19 protein-coding genes and 1 tRNA gene are annotated in these 21358 nt (G+C 58.1%); 16 read left to right on the top strand and 4 right to left on the bottom strand.

Annotated features, from left to right (window positions below; all coding sequences use genetic code 11):
* Window positions 1-40: 40 nt before the first annotated feature.
* The 5 genes from LH22_RS01910 (at window position 41) to LH22_RS01930 (ending at window position 4542) form a co-directional block, all read left to right on the top strand.
* On the top strand, window positions 41-652 hold the full coding sequence (locus LH22_RS01910) for a glutathione S-transferase (protein WP_034827706.1): 612 nt from the start codon (window positions 41-43) through the stop codon (window positions 650-652).
* Window positions 653-665: 13 nt separating this feature from the next.
* Window positions 666-2045, top strand: a complete 1380-nt coding sequence (gene selA, locus LH22_RS01915; RefSeq protein ID WP_038643890.1) for an L-seryl-tRNA(Sec) selenium transferase — start codon at window positions 666-668, stop codon at window positions 2043-2045.
* Window positions 2042-3892 (top strand): selenocysteine-specific translation elongation factor, encoded by a 1851-nt coding sequence (gene selB / locus LH22_RS01920; protein ID WP_038643891.1) that lies wholly within the window; start codon window positions 2042-2044, stop codon window positions 3890-3892. The genes selA and selB overlap by 4 nt, the downstream gene beginning before the upstream one ends.
* A 109-nt stretch (window positions 3893-4001) precedes the next feature.
* Window positions 4002-4286, top strand: a complete 285-nt coding sequence (locus LH22_RS01925) for a type II toxin-antitoxin system ParD family antitoxin (protein WP_038649760.1) — start codon at window positions 4002-4004, stop codon at window positions 4284-4286.
* Window positions 4252-4542 carry a type II toxin-antitoxin system RelE/ParE family toxin gene (locus tag LH22_RS01930; protein WP_038643892.1) on the top strand — a complete coding sequence of 97 codons (291 nt, stop codon included), beginning with the start codon at window positions 4252-4254 and terminating at the stop codon, window positions 4540-4542. The genes LH22_RS01925 and LH22_RS01930 overlap by 35 nt, the downstream gene beginning before the upstream one ends.
* Window positions 4543-4592: 50 nt before the next feature.
* On the opposite strand, the gene glyS is transcribed toward LH22_RS01930, so the two are convergent.
* Both glyS and glyQ read right to left on the bottom strand, forming a co-directional pair.
* Window positions 4593-6662: a glycine--tRNA ligase subunit beta gene (gene glyS, locus LH22_RS01935; RefSeq protein ID WP_038643893.1), complete on the bottom strand. Its 2070-nt coding sequence runs from the start codon at window positions 6660-6662 to the stop codon at window positions 4593-4595.
* Between the two features lie 9 nt (window positions 6663-6671).
* Window positions 6672-7583, bottom strand: coding sequence for a glycine--tRNA ligase subunit alpha (gene glyQ / locus LH22_RS01940; RefSeq protein WP_034827699.1), 912 nt, complete (start codon window positions 7581-7583; stop codon window positions 6672-6674).
* A 342-nt stretch (window positions 7584-7925) separates the two neighbouring features.
* Between glyQ and LH22_RS01945 the strand changes: the two genes are divergently transcribed.
* The 10 genes from LH22_RS01945 (at window position 7926) to LH22_RS01990 (ending at window position 18437) form a co-directional block, all read left to right on the top strand.
* Window positions 7926-8318, top strand: coding sequence for a RidA family protein (locus LH22_RS01945; RefSeq protein WP_038643895.1), 393 nt, complete (start codon window positions 7926-7928; stop codon window positions 8316-8318).
* A complete protein-coding gene (locus LH22_RS01950) occupies window positions 8318-9289 on the top strand; it encodes a D-2-hydroxyacid dehydrogenase (RefSeq protein ID WP_038643897.1) in 972 nt (323 codons plus the stop codon). The genes LH22_RS01945 and LH22_RS01950 overlap by 1 nt, the downstream gene beginning before the upstream one ends.
* A gap of 86 nt (window positions 9290-9375) precedes the next feature.
* A complete protein-coding gene (locus LH22_RS01955) occupies window positions 9376-10272 on the top strand; it encodes a transporter substrate-binding domain-containing protein (RefSeq protein WP_038643898.1) in 897 nt (298 codons plus the stop codon).
* Between the two features lie 76 nt (window positions 10273-10348).
* Entirely contained in the window at window positions 10349-11875 is a 1527-nt protein-coding gene (locus tag LH22_RS01960; RefSeq protein WP_038643899.1) for an amino acid ABC transporter permease/ATP-binding protein, read from the top strand.
* Window positions 11862-12902, top strand: a complete 1041-nt coding sequence (locus tag LH22_RS01965) for an alpha-hydroxy acid oxidase (protein ID WP_038643900.1) — start codon at window positions 11862-11864, stop codon at window positions 12900-12902. Before LH22_RS01960 ends, LH22_RS01965 begins: the two co-directional genes overlap by 14 nt.
* Window positions 12902-13825, top strand: coding sequence for an ABC transporter substrate-binding protein (locus LH22_RS01970; protein WP_038643901.1), 924 nt, complete (start codon window positions 12902-12904; stop codon window positions 13823-13825). The genes LH22_RS01965 and LH22_RS01970 overlap by 1 nt, the downstream gene beginning before the upstream one ends.
* Window positions 13825-15201 carry a dihydroorotase gene (locus LH22_RS01975; RefSeq protein WP_038643903.1) on the top strand — a complete coding sequence of 459 codons (1377 nt, stop codon included), beginning with the start codon at window positions 13825-13827 and terminating at the stop codon, window positions 15199-15201. The genes LH22_RS01970 and LH22_RS01975 overlap by 1 nt, the downstream gene beginning before the upstream one ends.
* Window positions 15202-15215: 14 nt before the next feature.
* On the top strand, window positions 15216-15977 hold the full coding sequence (locus tag LH22_RS01980; protein ID WP_038643904.1) for a GntR family transcriptional regulator: 762 nt from the start codon (window positions 15216-15218) through the stop codon (window positions 15975-15977).
* Window positions 15978-16013: 36 nt separating this feature from the next.
* Window positions 16014-17129, top strand: a complete 1116-nt coding sequence (locus tag LH22_RS01985) for a mandelate racemase/muconate lactonizing enzyme family protein (RefSeq protein WP_038643906.1) — start codon at window positions 16014-16016, stop codon at window positions 17127-17129.
* A 312-nt stretch (window positions 17130-17441) separates the two neighbouring features.
* Window positions 17442-18437, top strand: coding sequence for an acyltransferase (locus LH22_RS01990; protein WP_038643908.1), 996 nt, complete (start codon window positions 17442-17444; stop codon window positions 18435-18437).
* Here LH22_RS01990 and LH22_RS01995 read toward each other — a convergent pair.
* Window positions 18422-19354, bottom strand: a complete 933-nt coding sequence (locus tag LH22_RS01995; RefSeq protein WP_038643909.1) for a GlxA family transcriptional regulator — start codon at window positions 19352-19354, stop codon at window positions 18422-18424. The two genes, LH22_RS01990 and LH22_RS01995, sit on opposite strands and share 16 nt — an antisense overlap.
* A gap of 231 nt (window positions 19355-19585) precedes the next feature.
* Entirely contained in the window at window positions 19586-21028 is a 1443-nt protein-coding gene (xylB, locus tag LH22_RS02000) for a xylulokinase (protein ID WP_038643910.1), read from the bottom strand.
* 167 nt (window positions 21029-21195) lie between these two features.
* On the opposite strand from xylB, the gene LH22_RS02005 reads away from it, so the two are divergent.
* Window positions 21196-21290, top strand: a tRNA-Sec gene (locus LH22_RS02005).
* The last annotated feature ends 68 nt before the right edge of the window (window positions 21291-21358 follow it).

A 21358-nucleotide genomic window follows, 5' to 3' on the forward strand; every position in this document is an offset into this window, starting at 1 on the left:
ACAATTTGTGTACCTATCACTGTCGCAAAGGAAACGCCTGATGAAACTGATTGGCAGCTACACCAGCCCTTTTGTCCGCAAAATTTCGGTGATCCTGTTGGAAAAAGGCCTGGTGTTCGAATTTGTTAACCAGTCGCCTTGGGTGGAAGACAGCCACGTGCCGCACTACAACCCGCTGGGCAAAGTACCTGCACTGGTCGACGATAACCATCTCACCTGGTTTGATTCTTCGATTATCGCCCAGGTCATTGAGCTACGCGGTGACGCCCCTGCTCTGTTGCCGGATGACGCCCTGCTCGCTCTGCAGGTACGTCAGCTGGAAAAGCTCGCCGATGGCATCAACGATGCCGCCGTGATGATTGTGCGCGAACAAATGCGCCCCGGCGATCAGCAATCCGAAGAAGTGCTAATGCGTAATCGTGAGAAAATTTTGCGAGGGTTGGATGCGCTGGAAACGGCAGCGGCTCAGGGTGAACTGCTGAACAGCGGTACGCTCAATCTGGCCGATATCGCCACTGGCTGCATGATTGGTTATCTCAACTTCCGTCGGGTGCTGCCTAACTGGTGCGTGAACCGCCCGGCCTTGATCAAGCTGGCCGATACGTTGTTTGCGCGGGAGAGTTTTGCCCGCACCGTTCCGCCTTCCAGCTAAGCTAAGCCACCCGATGAAAACACTGTATTCACAACTGCCGGCTATCGACAGCCTGCTGCGCGATCCCGCGATGCAGCCGCTGCTGCTGCAATCGGGCACTGCGTTTACCACCCGTCAGCTGCGCGCCATGCAGCAAGAAGCACGCACGCATATTCAACAGCATCAAACTTTACCCGGCTGGCATCTTAACTGGCCAGAGGAAGCGCAGCGCCGCGCGCAACAGCAGCAGCAAAGCGCGCTGCGTCCGGTGTTCAATCTCACTGGCACCGTGCTGCACACCAACCTGGGCCGTGCGCAGTTAAGCGCGCGCGCGATTGAGGCAGTCACTGCCTGCTTGCGCCAGCCGGTCACGCTGGAATATGCGCTGGATGATGCGTCACGTGGCCATCGCGATCGTGCGGTGAGTGCGCTGCTGTGTGAACTGACGGGGGCTGAAGCGGCCTGTATCGTGAATAACAATGCCGCCGCCGTGTTGCTGATGCTGGCAGCACTGGCGCCAGGTCGCGAAGTGATTGTCTCACGCGGTGAGCTGGTCGAAATCGGCGGTGCGTTCCGCATCCCTGATGTGATGCGCCAGGCGGGCTGCCAGCTGGTTGAAGTCGGCACCACTAATCGCACCCATCTGAAAGATTATCGTGCTGGCATCAGCGACAACAGCGGTTTGTTGATGAAGGTGCATACCAGCAACTACCAGATTCAGGGCTTCACCCATGCGGTTGCGGAAGCCGAGCTGGTGGCGTTGGCGGCACAACATCAGCTGCCGGTGATCACTGATTTAGGCAGCGGTTCACTCATCGACATGACCGCTTTTCATTTGCCCGCCGAGCCGATGCCGCAACAGCTGATTGCCGCCGGTGTGGATCTGGTGAGTTTTTCCGGCGATAAACTGCTGGGCGGTCCGCAAGCAGGGATTATCGTCGGCAAACAGGCGCTTATCGATCGGCTGCAACAGCATCCGCTTAAGCGTGCTTTACGCGTGGATAAGATGACGCTGGCCGCGCTGGAAGCCACCTTGCAGCTTTACCGCCAACCGGAAACTTTGCGCGAAGCGCTGCCCACGCTGCGTTTGTTGACGCGATCGCCACACGAGATTTTGCAGCAGGCCGAACGACTGATGCCTGCGCTGGAACACGCTTATGGCGCTGATTTTTCCCTTAATATCGCCGCCTGTTCGTCGCAAATCGGCAGCGGTTCATTACCCGTTGAGCGCTTACCGAGTTTTGCCATCACGTTTAGCCCACGTGAATCTCACGGCAGCTCGCTGGATGCACTGGCGCAACGCTGGCGTGCATTATCACAACCGGTGATTGGCCGCATCCAGGAAGGAAGACTGTGGCTGGATTTGCGCTGCCTTGAAGATGAAGCGGCGCTGATACGGACCTTAACCACATGATTATCGCCACCGCTGGACACGTCGATCACGGTAAAACTGCGCTGTTACAGGCGCTCACCGGTGTCGATGCCGATCGCTTGCCAGAAGAGAAACGGCGCGGCATGACTATTGATCTCGGCTACGCCTACTGGCCGCAACCGGATGGCCGCGTTGTGGGCTTTATCGATGTGCCCGGACACGAGAAATTCCTCGCCAATATGCTGGCGGGCATCGGCGGTATTCATCATGCCTTATTGGTGGTGGCGTGCGATGACGGTGTGATGCCGCAAACACGTGAGCATTTGCAACTACTGAGTCTGGCCGGGCAACCTCCACTTAGCGTTGCCTTGACCAAAGCAGATCGCGTGGACGCCGTACGCATCGCCGAAGTGCAGCACCAGGTGGCGGAGTTAACGCAGCAACTGGGCTGGCTGGCGGTACCGCAGTTTGTCACCAGTAGCACCACCCAGCAAGGCATCGACACGCTGCGCCAGCATTTGGGTCAACTATGCGCACCGGCTATCGACACGCACCGCCGCTTTCGCCTCGCCATTGATCGTGCATTTACCCTCAAAGGCAGCGGATTAGTGGTCACCGGCACCGCCCTTTCGGGTGAAGTCAGCGTGGGCGACACCTTATGGCTCAGCAGCCTCAATCGACCCGTACGCGTGCGTTCTCTGCATGCGCAGAATCAGTCAGTCACACGTGCGCAGGCCGGAGAACGCATCGCATTGAATATCGTTGGCGATGTGGAGAAAGACCAGATTGCGCGCGGTGACTGGCTGCTGGCACAACCACAACCCTCGGGCACCCTGCGACTGATCGTGGCGCTGCGTTTGCTACAGCCGTTAAAAAATCCCTCGCAGCCAGTCCATCTTCACCATGCCGCCAGCCATGTGACTGGCAGACTGAATCTGATTGCGGGCGAACTGGCGGAACTGGTGCTCAACGAGCCGCTGTGGCTGGCGGAAAACGATCGGCTGATTATCCGCGACAGCAATGCACAGCTCACGCTCGGTGGCGGACGGGTGCTGCTGCTGAACAGCAAGAAACGCGGCAAGCGCCATCCTGATTATCTTGGCTGGCTGCAACAGCTGGCGGCAGCGGAAGCCGATGAAGAGAGTTTGCAGGCGCACCTGGCACAGCAACCCATCGACATGGCCGAGCTGAGTTGGGCACGCCAGCTGAGTGACGATGCACTCAACAACCTGCTGGACAGCGTGGCGCCCGTGAGACTCGGCAGCGCCATCATGGCTGCGGAACAGGCCAATGACTGGCAGCAGCGACTGCTGGCAGCGCTCACCGCGTTTCATCAGCAGCACCCTGAAGTGCCGGGCATTGGTCGCGATCGCTTGCGTCGCGTGGCTCTTCCCCACCAACCGCCGGAACAGGTTCTCGCACTGATCGATCGGCTGCTTTCACAAGGCCAGTTGCAGCACCGCCAAGGCTGGCTGCATTTGCCTGATTTTGAACCTCGCTTCAATCCCCAGGAAGAAACGCTGTGGCAGCAGGTCGACCCACTGTTCAGCGACCAGCCGCTATGGGTACGCGACATTGCACTGGCGACCCAGCAAGATGAAGAAACCATTCGCAGCCTGCTGCTCACCGCCGCGCGCCTCGGTCATATTACGGCGATCGTCCGCGATCGCTACTACCGCAGCGACCAGATCCAGATCTTCGCCGATCTGATTCGCCAGCGTGACGCCAACGGTGGCAGCACCAGCGCCGCCGATTTCCGCAACCAACTCGGCACCGGACGAAAAATCGCGGTACAGATTCTGGAATTCTTCGACCGCAGCGGCTTCACCCGCCGTCGCGGTAACGATCACCTGTTGCGCGACGCCCGCCTGTTCGACACCCGCACTTAATCCTTCGCGTTGCTTCGCAGTTCTCACTGTAACTGCGCTGCAACGCCGATTCCGCATTGCTCAAAAATGTGCCAGGATGTAATAATATTTCTTACATTGGGACACGATGATGGCACGTACCATGACAATCGATTTAGGTGATGAACTGCGCGAGTTTGTTGAATCTCTGGTGGCGTCCGGTGACTACCGAACCCAAAGCGAAGTGGTGCGCGACTCGCTGCGTTTACTGCGGGAGAAGCAGGCGGCGTCGAGACTAGAGGCGCTGAAAGAATTGGTAAGGCAAGGATTCGAGAGCGGTCCTGGTAAAGAGTGGGACCATGAAGATTTTCTGAGACGAGCAAAAGCCAGGGTGGGCATGTATGAAAAGGAAGATCACGATAAAACCGGAAGCTGATGACGATTTGATGAAAATCTGGATATACGGATATTGGAATTTTGGAGAACAGCTCGCAGACGATTATAACCTTAAGTTGTCTCAGCTCTTCGATAAAATTGCCCTGTTCGACCTTGGGCGAAAACGACCGGATTTAGGTTATCAAATCTACTCACTTCCCTTTGGCCAGCATATTGTGATTTACCGTGCTGAAATTGATGAGATCTTTATAGGTCGAATCTTGCATCACTCCCAGGAAGTCAGTGCCGAATTTTAAAAACAAAAAGGGACGATTTCTCGTCCCTTCGGTTCACTTCAGTACATCACTTACTGCAGCAGTGAAATATCGGCTACCTGCAGGAACAGTGCGCGCAGTTGCGCCAGCAGCGTCAGGCGGTTAATACGCACTTCCGCTTCATCGGCGTTAACCATCACGTTGTCGAAGAAGTTATCGACCGCTTCGCGCAGCTGCGCCAGTTCCACCAGCGCATCCTGATAACGGCCTTCCGCGAAGTACGGCTGCAGTTTGTCACCCAGCGCCGTCACGAAGGTCGCCAGCTGGATCTCGGCGTTCTCTTTCAACAACGATGCCTGCACGCTGTCGTTCAGGGTTTCGGTCGCTTTTGCCAGGATGTTAGATACACGCTTGTTAGCCGCAGCCAGCGACGATGCCGCTTCCAGAGTACGGAAGTGGGAAACCGCTTTCATGCGCGCATCGAAGTCCGCCGGGCGGGTTGGACGACGCGCCAACACGGCCTGGATGGTGTCAACGCTGTGGCCTTCTTCCTGATACCAGGTACGGAAACGACCCAGCATGAAGTCGATCACTTCATCCACCACTTTGCCGTTGCTCAGCTTGCTGCCGTAGAGACGCACCGCTTCCTCGGTCAGGGTTTGCAGATCGAGGGGCAGGTTCTTCTCAACGATAATACGCAGCACACCCAGCGCAGCACGGCGCAGTGCGAACGGGTCTTTATCGCCTTTCGGATGCTGACCAATGCCGAAGATGCCCGCAAGGGTATCCATCTTGTCGGCAATCGCGACAGCACAAGCCACGAGGTTCGATGGCAGCGCATCACCGGCAAAGCGCGGCTGATACTGCTCGTTCAGCGCCACCGCGACATCTTCGGCTTCGCCATCATGGCGTGCATAGTGCATGCCCATCACGCCCTGCGTATCGGTGAACTCGAAGACCATGTTGGTCATCAGGTCACACTTCGACAGCAGACCCGCGCGGGTGGCGTGGTTCACATCGGCACCAATCTGAGCGGCAATCCAGCCGGCCAGCGCCTGAATGCGGTCGGTTTTGTCTCGCAGCGTACCCAGCTCTTTCTGGAACAGCACGGTTTCCAGACGCGGCAGATTATCTTCAAGACGCTTTTTACGGTCAGTGTTGAAGAAGAACTCGGCATCGGCCAGACGCGGGCGCACCACCTTCTCGTTACCGGAGATGATTTGCTGCGGATCTTTCGATTCGATGTTGGTGACGAAGATAAAGTTTGGCAGCAGTTTGCCGTCAGCGGAGTACACCGGGAAGTACTTCTGGTCGCCCTTCATGGTGTAAACCAGCGCTTCGGAAGGCACTGCGAGGAACTTCTCTTCGAATTTAGCCGTCAGCACCACTGGCCATTCCACCAGCGAGGCCACTTCTTCCAGCAGGCTGTCGCTCAGATCGGCGATACCGCCCAACTGCTGCGCCGCCGCTTCCGCATCCGCTTTGATTTTGGCTTTACGGGTCGCAAAATCAGCCACCACTTTGCCGCGCTCCAGCAGCAATTGCGGATACTGATCGGCGTTGTCGAGGGTGAACTCTGGCTCGCCCATAAAGCGGTGGCCGCGAATCACGCGATCGGACTGAATACCGAGAATCGTCGCCGGGATCAACTCATCACCCAACAGCAGCGTCACAGTATGTACCGGACGCACGAACTGCACGTCGCTTGCACCCCAGCGCATCAGTTTTGGAATCGGCAGCTTGCTTAGCGCGGTTGCCACCATCGCGGGCAGCAGTGCCTGAGCACTTTCGCCTTTCACCGAAGCACGGTGCACCAGCCATTCGCCTTTATCAGTGCTCAGACGCTCAGCCTGATCCACGGTGATGCCGTTACCGCGCGCCCAACCTTCGGCGGCTTTGGTGGCATTGCCATCGGCATCAAACGCGGCAGCAATCGCGGGGCCACGTTTTTCCACTTCACGATCGGCCTGCGCTGTGGCCAATTGGGCCACTTTCAGCGCCAGACGGCGTGGAGAGGCAAACCAGCTCACCTCGCCATGTGCTAAACCGGCGCTGTCCAGTTCTGCGGTAAAGTGCGCAGCAAAGGCTTCTGCCAGGCTACGCAGGGCTTTCGGAGGCAACTCTTCGGTGCCAATTTCCACCAGGAAAGTTTTATCGGTCATGGCTGCCTCTTACTTGTTCTTATTGCACATTGGGAAACCGAGCGCCTCACGAGACGCGTAATAGGCTTCCGCCACGGCTTTCGTCAGGGTGCGGATACGCAGGATATAGCGCTGACGCTCGGTCACCGAGATCGCCTTGCGTGCATCCAGCAGATTAAAGCTGTGTGCCGCTTTCAAGATGCGCTCATAAGCTGGCAACGGCAGGGGTTTTTCCAGCGCCAGCAGCTGCTGCGCTTCTTTCTCGTACTGCTCGAAGCAGGAGAACAGGAAGTCCACATCCGCGTATTCAAAGTTATAGGTCGACTGTTCGACTTCGTTCTGATGGAACACTTCACCGTAGGTGGTTTGGCCAAATGGGCCGTCGCTCCACACCAGATCGTAAACACTGTCGACGCCCTGGATGTACATCGCCAGACGCTCAAGTCCGTAAGTGATCTCACCCGTCACTGGCTTACACTCCATGCCGCCCACTTGCTGGAAGTAAGTGAACTGCGTCACTTCCATGCCGTTGAGCCACACTTCCCAACCCAGTCCCCAGGCACCCAGCGTCGGGTTTTCCCAGTTATCTTCCACGAAGCGAATATCGTGCACGGTCGGATCCAGGCCCAGCTCTTGCAGTGAACCCAGATACAGCTCCTGCAGATTGTCCGGGTTAGGTTTGATCATCACCTGGAACTGATAGTAGTGCTGTAAACGGTTCGGGTTTTCACCGTAGCGACCATCGGTAGGACGGCGTGAAGGCTGCACATAGGCGGTAGCCATCGGCTCTGGGCCAATGGCGCGCAGGCAGGTCATTGGGTGTGAAGTGCCAGCGCCCACTTCCATGTCCAGCGGCTGGACGATGGTGCAGCCCTGACGCGCCCAGTAATCCTGCAAGGTCAGGATCAGGCCCTGAAAGGTCTTGGTATCAAACTTTTGCATGTTGAGTACGCGATAAGGGTCGATTAAAAAAGAGTGCGACAGTATACCCTTTGACCGCGGATTGTGCAGCCGGAAATCCTGGCGTGCCGGGGAGTGGTTTTGCCACGGTTTAAGCGACTAAAACCTTGAGATAAGAAAATCGTATACGATTCAATCCGACACCTCCACGAACGCATCATCACTTAATTTAATCCTTAAATTTCATAAAAATAACCACACTATAATCAAATCCTATTAAGTGACACGCATCACCTTTTCGACCCAATGGTCAAATATCGCACATTGACACTTGTATAATCGTATACGAAATTGCGGTGAAACAGTTTTGCTTGGAATTTCACCATGAAGACCGCGATTGCTTATCCAGGAATGAACGCCAGTGACCGCCCAATGGGCCCGGCTCCGCTTTCCGCCGCCGTACTGCACGAACCGATGCTGTTTATCTCCGGCCAGGTGGCGATTGACCCCTACAGCGGTGAGATCAAGGGCAATGACATCGCCAGCCAGACGCGTCAGGTATTGAAAAACGTCGGCGACCTGCTGAGCGAAGCACAAATGACCTTCGATAACGTGGTGCGCGTGACGATCTATCTCACCGACCTCAGCACCTTCAGTGAGATGAACGCGGCTTACAGCGAGTTCTTCCAGTTCCCGTTCCCGGCACGAGCCACCGTTGGCATTCAACTTAACCATCCTGACCTGCTGGTCGAGATGGAAGTCACGGCGATGCGCTAATGCATATTCATATCGAAAACGACGCCAGCGCACCGCAGGCCTTGCATCTGAGCATGCTGCATCTGCAACAGCAGTTGGATGCCCATCCGCAACTGCGCGGTCACTTTACCCTGAGCGAAAACAGCCATGTCGCGCATACCGCAGATTTCCTCGCCACCAGCGACATTCTGTGGAGCGGACGCAAGCTGGCGCTCGATACCTTCAGCGCACCACGCCTCGGCTGGGTGCAGGTGATGTCCGCCGGCGTCGAGCAGTGGCTGACACATCTGCCGCAGGGCGTGACGCTGACCAATGCGTCCGGCGTGCACGGCGATAAAGGTGCCGAGTTCATTTTGATGGCCGCGCTGATGTTCAACTTTGGCATTCCCGGTTTTCTGCAGGATCAGGCCCAACGCCTGTGGCGTCCCACCTTCGGCGGCTGCGCGCGTGGCAAAACGGTCTTGCTGCTCGGCGTCGGCGGTATCGGTACAGCGGCAGCGAAACTGCTGACCGCGCAGGGCTACCGCGTGATTGGCGTGACGCGCAGCGGCCAGTGCGATGCCGACGTAGCGCGTTGTATTCGCATTGATGCGATGGACGATGTTCTGCCGCAGGTGGATGTCCTGGTCTCAACGCTGCCGCTCACGCCCCAGACAGACAGGTTGTTTGACCGCCGCCGTCTCGATCTGCTGCCTGCCCGTGCTGGCATCGTGATTGTCGGTCGTGCCGCCGTGTTCGACTACACCGCGATGCGCGAAAAACTGTGCGCCGGTGAACTGGCCGGTGCGGTTCTGGATGTTTATCCGCAAGAGCCGCTGCCAGTGGACGATGCGCTGTGGAGCACGCCGGGCGTGGTGATGACACCGCACTGCAGCCTGGACGATCACAGTGCCTACCTTGAGGGCTGCCTTGAGGTGTTTATCGATAACCTGGTGCGTTTTCGCAGTGGCCATCCGCTGCGCAACCAGGTTGATGTTGCAAGAGGTTATTGAAGTCGCAGTACCTATAAAAGCCGTAAGACGTTCATAAAACTCAAGGTCATCGCTTACACATTCACCAGCACCAGGGGAACCTTATTATGAAATTTGCACGCATCGCATTACTGATCTCTGGCATCACCGGCACGCTGTTAGCGGGCCTCTCCAGCGCCCATGCCGCCAGCACCGACCCGATTACGCCAACCGCCAGCGATTTTGCGGCGATGGCGCAGTGCAAGGCGCTGCAGACCAAATACCCGTCACTCAAAGGCAAAGATCTGGTGGTAGGCCTGGGTGGCTATACCAAAGGCTTCGAAGCCCCTTCTGAAAAAGACCCAAGCATTATTGAAGGTCTCGATCCTTCGCTGTTCGAACGTATCAGCAGCTGCCTTGGGGCGAAACACAGTTATCAGACCGGTTCGTTCAACGTGCTGCTGACCTCCATCTCCAGCGGTCGTGCCGATATCGGGCCGATGCTGTATGTCACCGATGAACGTCTGAAGCAGATCGCTTTCGTCGCCTCCATGCAGGTGCAGGATGGTTCGATTCTGGCGAAGGGCAACCCGAAAAAAATTATCACTGTGGATGACCTGTGCGGCAAAACTGTGGCCGCCGCTGCCGGTTCTTACGAAGCCAACAAACTGGTACCTGAGCAGAGCGCCAAATGCACCGCCGCCGGTAAGCCAGAAGTCAGCATGCTGATGGTACAGAACACTGACAACAGCATTCAGGCGGTGAAAAGCGGTCGCGCCGACATTTATCTGACTGAAGCCGGTTCCGCCATCGCCATCGCCAAAGCCGACAAAACGCTGGAAAGCGGCTTTACCGTTGACCTGCCGATCATGGTTGGCTTCCCTATCGCTAAAGACAACACCACGCTGCGCAGTGCAGTGATGGATGCGATGAAAGTGATTCAGGAGAGCGGTGCGCAGAAAAAATTGCTGGATTACTGGGGTCAGGGCAGCGCTGCTGAACGCCCGGTTGTTGCACGTGGTTAATGCATAAACTCAGTCGGATCAATTGGGTTGCTGCATCACGGGCAACCCAAGCGATCGCATTGAGGGAGATAACGCCTTGGATGATTTTCTTAAGTACCTGACCTTCCCTTACCTGTGGGAAGGGGCCGTCATCGCTGTTCAGCTGCTGGTCGGCGCATTAGCGGGCGGCATCCTGATTGGCTTTTTCCTGGCGTTGGCCAGCACCTCAAAGCACTGGTTTATCCGCGTGCCGGTGAAAACGTACATCTATCTGCTGCGCGGCACGCCGGTGCTGCTGCAACTGATTCTGCTCTACAACGTACTGCCAGAGTTCGGCCTGCGTTTCAGCCCGTTCACCAGTGCCCTGCTGGCGTTGATGATTAATGAAACCGCCTTCTGCGCCGAGATTATTCGCGGCGGCATTATGTCCACCGATCGCGATCAGAGCATGGCAGCGCAGGCCTTTGGCTATTCGCGCACCAAAGAGATGATCCACGTGGTGATTCCGCAAGCGCTGCGCGCCATTCTGCCGACCATGGGCAATGAAACCGTCGGCCTGCTGAAATCGACCTCGCTGGCTTCCGTCGTGGGCGTGAATGAGCTGACGATGCGCGGCCAGGCCATTGTGTCGCAGAACTTCCTGTTCATTCCGGTACTGGTGGCCTCGGGCGGTATTTACCTGATTCTCTCTACGCTGCTGGCGGGTGGTCAGTGGTGGCTGGAGAAATTCTATAACCTCGACGAACGTGCCCGCCGTGCCCGTGCGCGCCTGGCAAAACTGCCGCCAGAAGCGGACGTGATGTCGATGCAGTTGCCGAAACGTCGCTGGGATACGCAAACCGCCGCGCCGGTGCTGGAAGTAGACAACCTGTGCGTCGAATACGCCGGAAAAGCGGTGCTGAAATCCCTGTCGCTGACCGTGCGTCGTGGCGAAGTCGTGGTGCTGCTCGGTCGTTCCGGTTCCGGTAAAAGTACCCTGCTGAAATCGATTCTGGCGCTGACGCCACGCAGTAGCGGCACCATCCAGACCGAAGGCCACTTTATGGGCAGCGATGAAAACGGCCGCCCTCTGGCTGCGCGTCATCTGCCCGCTAACCGCGCCAAATCCGGCATCGGTATCGTGTTCCAGCACTTCGCGCTGTTCGATCACCTCACCGCGCTGGAAAACGTGATGAGTATTCTGCTGCGAGTGCAGGGTGCCCAACCCGAAATCGCCCGCGCTAAAGCAATGCGTGCCCTGAAGATGGTCGGATTGCAGGATTTCGCCGCCTCACTGCCGCATGAGTTGTCCGGCGGGCAGAAACAGCGTGTCGGCATCGCCCGTGCGCTGGCAGCAGAACCACAAATCCTGCTGTTCGATGAGCCGACCTCGGCGCTCGATCCTGAGCTGGTACGTGAAGTGAACCAGACTATGCGCAGCCTGGCGCAAACCGGCATCACCATGATCATCAGCACACATGATATTGCCTTTGCGGCGGGCGTGGCCGATCGCGTGGTGTTCCTGCAGAACGGGGCGCTGATTGAAGAAGGTCCACCGTCGATTTTGCAGAATCCAAAAACGCCGGCTTTTGCCACCTTCCTTGAACATGAAAATGCCGCGGAGGCTCAGCATGCCAATGCATGATCTTGCCGCTCTTGAACGTCTGGGCGATGCGCTGTTCCGCTATATGCAGGGGCAGCCCGCCGATGCGCTCGCTGACGAACCGGATGCTAACCAGCAAGCGCTGCGCCGTTTTCGCTTGCTGCCGCGTGTACTGCAGGGCAATGAGGCGATCAGCACCCAGACCACCCTCCTCAATGAAAACTGGTCTGCTCCGCTCGGCGTCGGTGCCTTTGCGGGGGATCGCATCTTCCATGAAGAGGGATTGCTGCCGATAGCCCGCGCCTGCAAACGTCTGCAACTGCCGCTGGTGATCTCCGAAGAGACGGTCACGCCGCTGGAGCAGATTGGCGCAGAGTACGATCGCTGCTGGCTACAGCTGCGCGCGGCGGGCGATGTTGGGCGTATCAAAGCTTTGATCGATCAGGCTGCACAAGCCGGATTCAAAAATATCGTTCTCACCGTGCTGGCACCGGTGCATCCGGTGCCGGGATTACAGCCAGGCGGCTTCTCAATTGGTGAAGCGCTCAAACAGCGCGGCTGGCACACCGTCGGCGGCACGCAACCGGGCGTTGAACCCTTGCCGGCCTTTCCGGTGTGGCGCTGGCAGGAAATTGACGAGGTGGCCGCAAACTGCGCTGCGCGTCAACTGCCGCTGTGGCTAAAAGGCATTTTGCATCATGACGATGCGGCACCGGCGGCACAGCACGGTGTGAGCGGCATCATCGCCTCGAATATTGGCCTGCGCCAAAGCGCGCGCTGGTCCACACCGGTCGATCAGCTCGCCGATTTACAGGCGGTCACTCGTCTGCCGCTGCTGCTGGATGGCGGCGTGCGCTGCGGCAGTGACGCGGTGGTGGCGCGCTGCCTGGGGGCTTCACTGTCACTCAGCGTGCGACCGATCATCAGCGCCCTGGTGGCCGGTGGCGAGAGCGCAGTGTTCGATCTGCTCTCCGGCTGGATCAATGAGATCACGGCTATCAGCCACTGGTGCGGTGTCAGCGACATGGCTGCGCTCAATGGCAGTTTTGTCACGGAGGTACGCAGCTGATGCACTCGTTAATCTTCAATCAGGGCGATGCCAGCGAATCACGCATCTATTACTGCGCCCACTACCTGGCCGACAGCCTCGGCTTGTTTGCCGCTGAGCAGTTGCAGGTGAGCTTCACCACCAGCGCATCGGGCGGCCATACCGTGCAAGGCGGGCAAGTGCCGGCGGTGTTGAGCCGCGAAGCGGACCTCACGCTGGGCGGACCGATGGTGGTGATGAAGCATTACCAACAGCACGGCGCTGAGTTGCAGTGCTTTTGCGCTTCGGTCGCCGCCAACCCGTGGTTTCTGGCGGCAGCGCAGGCTCAACCCGGTTTTCAGCTCAGTGATTTGCGCGGTAAACGCGTGCTGGATGTCGGTAACGTCGGCACCGCCACGCTGACCTTCCGCTGGCTACTGTCCCAGCATGGTTTGCTGGATCAGGTGGAGTTGATTGCCGGTAGTGGCGATCAGGCACGGGATTTCGCGGCCGTCGCCAGCGGTGAAGCGGACTATGCGCTGCACGCCATGCATATGCTGGCACCGGCGATTGCCGCCGGACAGCTGAGCAGCATCAGTAGCCTCGCTTTACTGTGCGGCAAGGTGCCGTGGAGCGCCTACATTGCGCGGGCCGATGTCCTCACTGAGAAAGCCGCTGCGTTTGCTGCCTTCTCGCGCGCCATCGAACAGGCACTGGCGTGGATCGCCACGCATGATGCCGCAGCACTGGCGGCACAGGTGCAGCACAGTTATCCCGATTATCCGCTTGATGCGCTAGTCACCGGTTTAGCCGCTTATCAGCAAGCCCACGTCTTCGCGCCCAACGGCCGGATTCCAGCAGTTGAATTTGACCACTTCAGCCAGTTGCTGAGCGCTATCGGCTGGCTGGATCCCTCTCAGCCCGTTCCCTATCGCGAGCTGGTGACGCAAGCAGGAGCAGAGTGATGAAACAATTAATTATCAACGGTTTGGTGGTGACAGAAACCCGCGCTGCACCCGCCGATGTGCTGATTGAAAATGGCAAAATCAGCGGTTTGCTGATGCCGGGTGCCCTCACTGACGGCGTCGATGAAATCATTGATGCGCAAGGTTTAATCATCGTGCCTGGCGCGATTGATGTGCACACCCATTTCACCGGTTCGCATGATTTTCCGGAGCAGGAATTGCGCGAAGGCACGCGCGGTGCGGCCGCACACGGCGTCACTACCATCGTTGAAATGCCACACTCGCTGCCGCCTGCCACCAGCCTCGCCAACTTCACCGCTAAGCAGCGCTGGCTGGCGGACAACTGCTCGGTGGATTACGCCATGTGGGCCGGACTGGATGGCCGCAACGTGCACGAACTGGCGGCGCTGGATCAGGCCGGTGCCCTGGCGTTCAAAGCGTTCCTGTGCAGCGGCGCACCCAACGGCGAAGCCACTGACGAGAAAGGCTTACCGCGCCTCGACGATGATGGTTTGCTGCGTGCGATGCGTGAACTGGCCACCTTTGACGGCTTGATTGGCGTGCACGCTGAGAACCACGACATCTTGATCGGTGCCGGTAGCGAACTGCGCCGCGCTGGACGCAAAGATACCCGCGCGCATGCGCTGGCCGGGCCAGAAATCGCCGAAATCGAAGCCGTGGGTCGCGTCTTAGCGGTAGCGGAAGAGACCGGCGCACGCTGCCACATCGTGCACGTCAGCTCCGCACGCGCCGCCGAAACCATTGTTGCTGCTAAAGGCAAGGTGCGCGCCAGTTTTGAAACCTGTCCGCACTATCTGATTCTGGATGAAGACGATCTGGTACGCATCGGACCGAATGCGCGCTGTGGCCCGCCGATCCGCCCACGCCCGGTGGTCGATGCGCTGTGGCAGGTGCTGCTGCGCGGTGACGTCGACATGATCGCCTCGGACCACTGCCCCTACACCCCGGCACAGAAACAAGCCGGTGAAGCCAGCATCTGGGACGCGGGTATGGGACTAACCGGCGTTGAAACATTAAGTCCGATGTTCTTCAGCGCGGCGCATATCGATCGCGGTCTGGCCCTCACGGAATTTGCCCGCATGACCGCCAGCGGCCCCGCCAAAGCCTTCCAGCTGTGGGGCAAAAAAGGCGCGATTGCACCCGGCTTCGATGCCGATTTGGTGTTTATCGATGCGCAGCAAAGCTGGACCGTGGAGGGGGAAAAATTCCAGGGACTTGGCAAGTGGAGCGCATTTGAAGGGATGCGCTGTCAGGGTAAAGTGGTGCGCACACTTATTCGTGGTGTCACGGTATTCCAGGATGACCAGATGCAGGTTGAACCCGGCTTTGGTCAGTTCGTGACCCGGCAGGTATAAACAGGACAATCACCATGGCAGGAAAATCATCCACCCCAAGCCGTAAAAGCAGCGCACCGCTGGCGCAGGAAGCCGCCACAGACGGCAACTGGCAAGCTGCGCGTCCGCGCACGCTGGTCGATCATGCGGTAGACGCCATTCTCAGCGCCGCCTCGCGCGGATTGATTTTACCCGGTGACCGCATCGCTGAACCGGATCTGGTCGCAAAACTCGGCATGAGTCGCGTGCCGATTCGTGAAGCGCTGCGCATTCTCGAAAGCCAGGGCATCGTCACCAGCGAGCCGTATAAAGGCATTCGTTTGATGGAGATCTCCCATCAGCGGCTGGAGCAGATTATCGATGTGCGTATCCCGCTGGAGACGCTGGCCTGTCGCCGCGCCATTGAAGCAGGTCGTAATGGCACTGAGCAACTGACGCAGCTTTATAAGGGCGTGGCACAGATGCAAACCATGATGCAAAACGACGATGTGTATGGCTTTGCCTCGGCGGACACCGATTTCCATCGCACGCTGTGCAGCTTCGCCCACAACCCGGTATTGAGCAATTTGTGGGAGTCGATCGCACGCCAGCTGACGGTGATTTTCGGCCTTTCCACCATGGGCAAATCGATGAGCGACATCATTGAAGAGCACCAGCGGCTGATCAACGTGTTCGCCGAGGGCGATATCGCGCAGATGACCGATGAGATTGAAAACCACATCCGCATTCAGGCACTGGATGTGGATTACGAGACCTTGATTACGCAGCGCCGACAGCAGCGTTCCGCTGTGGGCTGATGCTTTATTGATTGCCTTTACACCAGGAAAACCACGATGAAGATCACCAACGTTGAAGCGTTTTATCTGCGTCTGCCGGTTATTGAGCAGCGCACCGATAGCTCGCAGGATGCACTGCTAATCAAAATCACCACCGATGCGGGCATCACCGGTTGGGGTGAAGTGGATGGCAGCCCGTATGTCACCAAAGCCATTATCGAAGCGCCCTATTCGCACACCATGGTCACCGGACTGAAATCGCTGCTGATCGGCGAGAACCCGCTGGAGACCGGCCGCCTGTGGAAGAAGATGCACAAAGCCACCATTTACTACGGGCGCAGCGGTGCAGTGCTGCAGGCGATGGCAGGGATTGATATCGCCCTGTGGGACATCAAAGGCAAAGCTCTGGGCAAACCAATTGTTGAGCTGCTGGGCGGCGCGATGCGCGACAAGATGCGCGTTTACTCCTCCAACATGTTCCAGTACAGCGTAGAAGAAACGGTGGCGCGCGCGCAGCACGCCATCGATACCGGCCACACTGGCGTGAAATTTGGCTGGGAGCCGTTTGGCACCGATGAAGCGCTGGATCTGCGCTATCTGGAAGCGCTACGTACGGCGATGGGTGACAAAGTGGATCTGATGCTGGATGTGGGTCATGTCTGGGATGCGAAAACCACCGTGCGCCGCAGCCAGCGCTATGAACATCTCAATTTGTTCTGGATCGAAGAGCCGCTGCACCCGGACAACTATGCCGGTTATGGTCAGGTCTCTGCTGCCTGTCAGCAGCACATCGCCGCCGGTGAGCAAGAGTGTTCGGTGGTGGGTTTCCAGCGCCTGATTGATGAAGGCGGCATCGATATCGTGCAAATTGACCTGACGCGCACCGGCTTTACTCAGGCGATGGAGATCGCCAGCTACGCGCATAGCCGTGGTCGTAAAGTGTGTAACCACAACTTCACCACCGACATCAACACCGCCGCCTCGCTGCACTTCCTGTGTGCGATTGAGAACGCGCTGGTGATGGAGTATTGCGTGGAGCCAGGTGAGATCAGCCGTTCGCTGGCGAAAAATCCAGTGCGCATCGCCGATGGTTACGCGTGGTTGCCGAGCGAGCCAGGTTTAGGTGTGGAGCCGAACGAAGCGGTGATCGAGAAGTTCCTCGTACGCGACTAAGCCACCACAAGGCACACACCGGGTAGCGGCGCGATTTAACCAATGCTCAGCACACGCTCGGTAGCAGCGCGATTTATCGCTCATCAGTTTTATTCGCAAAAGCGGCCACGGTTACACGTGGCCGTTTTTTTCATTTGGGTGAGCATGCCGGCGTGCAGGCATGAGCACCACGGCTATTGCCGGGCTCTCCTCACGCTGCCACCAGACAGCGTCACCCGTAACAGAGTGATCCGAATTTCAGTCCCAAAGGTTGTTGACGCACCGCGCTGTGACTACCCTTCTTCGCACGGACGTATTGCCGACGAGGAAGCCATGTCGCAAAAAATACACTGGATCGACAACTTACGTGCGGTTGCCTGCCTGATGGTGATCGTCATTCACACCACCACCTGGTACATCACCGGGCCAGTGGCCGTCACGGGGTTCAGCTGGGATGTGGCGAACCTGCTCAACTCCGCGTCGCGCGTCTGTGTGCCGCTGTTTTTTATGATCTCAGGCTATCTGTTTTTTGGGGAACGCAGCGCGCAAGGGCGGCATCTGCTGCGCATCGTACTGTGTTTACTGTTCTACAGCGCCGTAGCGCTGGCCTATATCACCTGGCTGACGCCGATCAGCGAAGGCCGCTCGTTGCTGAAATTGCTGCAAAAACCGGTGTTCTATCACCTGTGGTTTTTCTTCGCCATCATCGGCATCTACCTGCTGTCACCACTGATTCAGGTGAAAAGCGTGCAACCGCGCTACGTGGCGCTTTTGGTGATCGTGCTGGCGGTGCTGGCGAATCCCAACACCGTGAGTCAATCGCTGGGCCCCTTCCACTGGCTGCCGGTCAATCTCTACGTCAGTGGCGACAGCATCTATTACCTGCTGTATGCGCTACTGGGACGGGCGATTGGCTGCATGGAAACCGATAAACGTGGCATCAGCTGGCTGGCGGGATTGGGGTTTATCGTCTGCTGGATGGGGATTACGCTCGGGACCAAACAGATGCTGAAAATCAACGGCGCCTTCAACGATACCTGGTATCTCTACTGCGGTCCGCTGGTGTTTATTGCCGCCATTAGTTTGTTGGTGCTGTTCAAGAATGTACTGAACAGCCGCACGCTACCGATGCTGGCAACAATTTCGCGCTACTCACTGCCGATTTATGGCTTCCATGCACTGTTTATTCATTTCTTGCGCACCAACCATTACGACAACATGGCACGTCCGTGGCTGGATCTGCCGTGGGTATTTGGCATCACGCTGATTGGCAGCTTGTTGCTGGCCGTGCTGCTAAAACGCGTGGACAAATATCATCTGGTGAGCTGATCGTCCCAGCGCTGATGCGCGCGACGCAGCTGGCGTGCCGAGGAGAATCCCGCCGCCAGCGCCGCTTTCTCAGCGGCTTCACCCTGCTGCTGGCGCTGGCGCGCAATCACCAAACGCAGCTGTTCATGGTATTCACGCACGCTGATGCCGAGATGCTGGCGGAACAGGCGCGTTAAGTGACGTTCACTGACGTGTGCACGCTCGGCCAGCATGGTGAGCGACCAATCGTGTTCGGGATGGGCAATCATCACGTCCTGCGCGCGGTGAATTGCCGGATGCAGGTGATTGCGATAGCGCAGCCACGGCGACAGTTGTGGATCGTCACCGGAACGCCGGAACCATACCACCATTTCCCGCGCCACTTTCAGCGCCTGCGGTGCACCGCACAGTCGATTGATCAGATGCAATGCCAGATCGATGCCCGCCGTGATGCCCGCGCTGGTCCAGATGCCATGATCTTCCACGAACACGCGGTTATCTTTCACTAACGCAGCCGGTGCGGCGGCTTTCAGGCGCGGTAACACATCGTGGTGAGTGGTGCACTGGACACCATTTAACAATCCAGCCTGCGCCGAGAGCAGTGCACCGGAACAGATGCAGACTAATGTGATGCGTTTAGACTGGATGGCGGACTGTTGTGAGCGTAGCCAGTCGCGCGCGGCAGCAGCAGGTGCCGTATCGAACCAGACTTTGGAGTCATTCACGCCGGGTACCACCAGCAGGCTGTTATCGGGCAGGCTATCGGGCATCGGCGCGATATCCGCGATCGTCATGCTGGTGGAGCAGCGCACGCTGGCTTGCGGGCCGATGTAGTGCAAGGCAAAAAAGCCATCCGCCAGTTGCAGGGTTTCCGCCGGGCCAGTGAGGTCGAGCGCCATCACGCCAGGAAGAACCAGAAAATAGACGGGCTGCGGCATCAAAGTCTCCAGATGGGATGATGTGTTTAGCTCTCCACCTCGGCATGGCAGAGGAGAGCCGTTCGCGGGCTGAGGTCACTTTGCTGCTGTCTCAGCCTTTTTGGCTATCCTCTCCTGCTGATCACGGGCGAGTGCCAGGGACAATTCAGGCCATACAACATAGCCTGAATGGCTCATCATAGCCGAATAAAAGTCAAAGCCACGACCGAATCCGGCCATCACCCAACCGAATCAGGACATCAGCGGTTGGAGCTGCTGATACAGCTGCGCAAACTTCTCGCGCTGCGGCTGATAAGCCTGATAACGAGCCGCATCGGGTTGATGCCGCTGCACCAACTCTGGCGCGGGCCACTCGCTCTGTGGATCGATGGCCAGCTGCGCCAGACGTGCCGCCCCCAGCGCCGGTCCCACTTCGCCGCCGTGGCAATAATCCAGGGTTAATCCGCTGATATCCGCCAGCATTTGCCGCCAGTAAGCACTGCGCGCGCCGCCGCCAATCAGCATCACCGTTTGGGGTTGCACCCCGCACTCGTGCACCGCTTCCATGCCTTCAGCCAGCGCAAAGCCGACCCCGGCCAGCACCGCGCGTGCCAGCTCAGGGCGTCCATGCTGATGAGTTAAACCAAAGAAGGCGCCCTGCGCCTGCGGATTGTTATGCGGAGTGCGTTCACCGGAGAGATAAGGCAGGAACCAGATCGGTGCGGCTTCACGGCTGGCTTTTTCCGCTTCCGCCAGCAGCTCAGGCACGTCTTTACAGCCGGTGAGCGCGGCGGCCCAGTCAAGGCAGGATGCGGCACTCAGCATCACCGACATCAAATGCCAGCGGTTGGGTAGCGCATGGCAAAAACTGTGTACCGCACGCTGCGGGTTGCTGAGGTAACCGTCGCTGACCAGGAAATAGACGCCAGAAGTGCCGAGCGACAGCATGCCCTGGCCCGGCGCCACCATACCGACACCCACTGCGCCCGCGGCGTTATCCCCGCCGCCCGCCACGATCGGCACCGCGTTCATCTTCCAGCGTGCGGCAACGTCAGGTGATAAGGTTCCGGTGATCTGGTTGCCTTCATAAAGTGCAGGCATCTGGTTGCGGTTGAGATCGCAGGCGCTGAGCATGACATCGCTCCAGTCGCGCTTTGCCACGTCGAGCCACATTGTGCCCGCTGCATCGGACATGTCGCTGGCGAAGTCGCCGCTCATACACCAGCGCAGGTAATCCTTGGGCAGCAGGACTTTCGCCACCTTCCCGAACACCTCCGGTTCGTGTTGCTGCACCCATAGCAGCTTGGGTGCGGTAAAGCCCGGCATCATCAGGTTGCCGGTGATTTGACGAGAGTCCGGTACGCGCTGTTCCAGCTCATGACACTGCTCGCTGCTGCGCCCGTCGTTCCACAGGATGGCGGGACGCAACACCTGATTTTTGGCATCCAGCAAGGTGGCGCCGTGCATCTGGCCGCTCAGGCCAATCGCGTTCACCTCGCTGAGATCGTGCTGCTGTGCCAGTGCCTGCATCGCCCTATCCGTAGCCTTCCACCAGCTCTCGGGATCCTGCTCGCTCCACAACGGCTGCGGGCGCGACACCTGCAACGGCGACGTCTCCACCGCGATGACCTGACCTTGCGCATCCAGCAAAACCACTTTGACACCAGAGGTGCCTAAATCAATCCCGATAACCATGTTCAGCTCCTGATGCAGTGAGAAATCATAACTGTAGCTTTAGGTGAAGGATTACATCACCTCTGCACGGCGACGCGTCATACCAGAGCGTGAGAACGTGCTGTAGCGCACGAGTAAGATCAAGATTTTGCGATGGGTTGTGGCTATAATTGCGCGGCATCTTTAAAGGAAGATCGTCGTCTCCGGTGAGGCGGCCGGATTTCAAATCCGGTTGGGGCCGCCAGCGGTCCCGGGCAGGTTCGACTCCTGTGATCTTCCGCCACTAGTTCCCCCATCTCACACCAATGCATAAAAAGTGACTTAGGCAACCTGTAAGTCTTCATTACAAGT

This window comes from Pantoea rwandensis (genome assembly GCF_000759475.1).
GTDB classification, from domain to species: domain Bacteria; phylum Pseudomonadota; class Gammaproteobacteria; order Enterobacterales; family Enterobacteriaceae; genus Pantoea; species Pantoea rwandensis_B.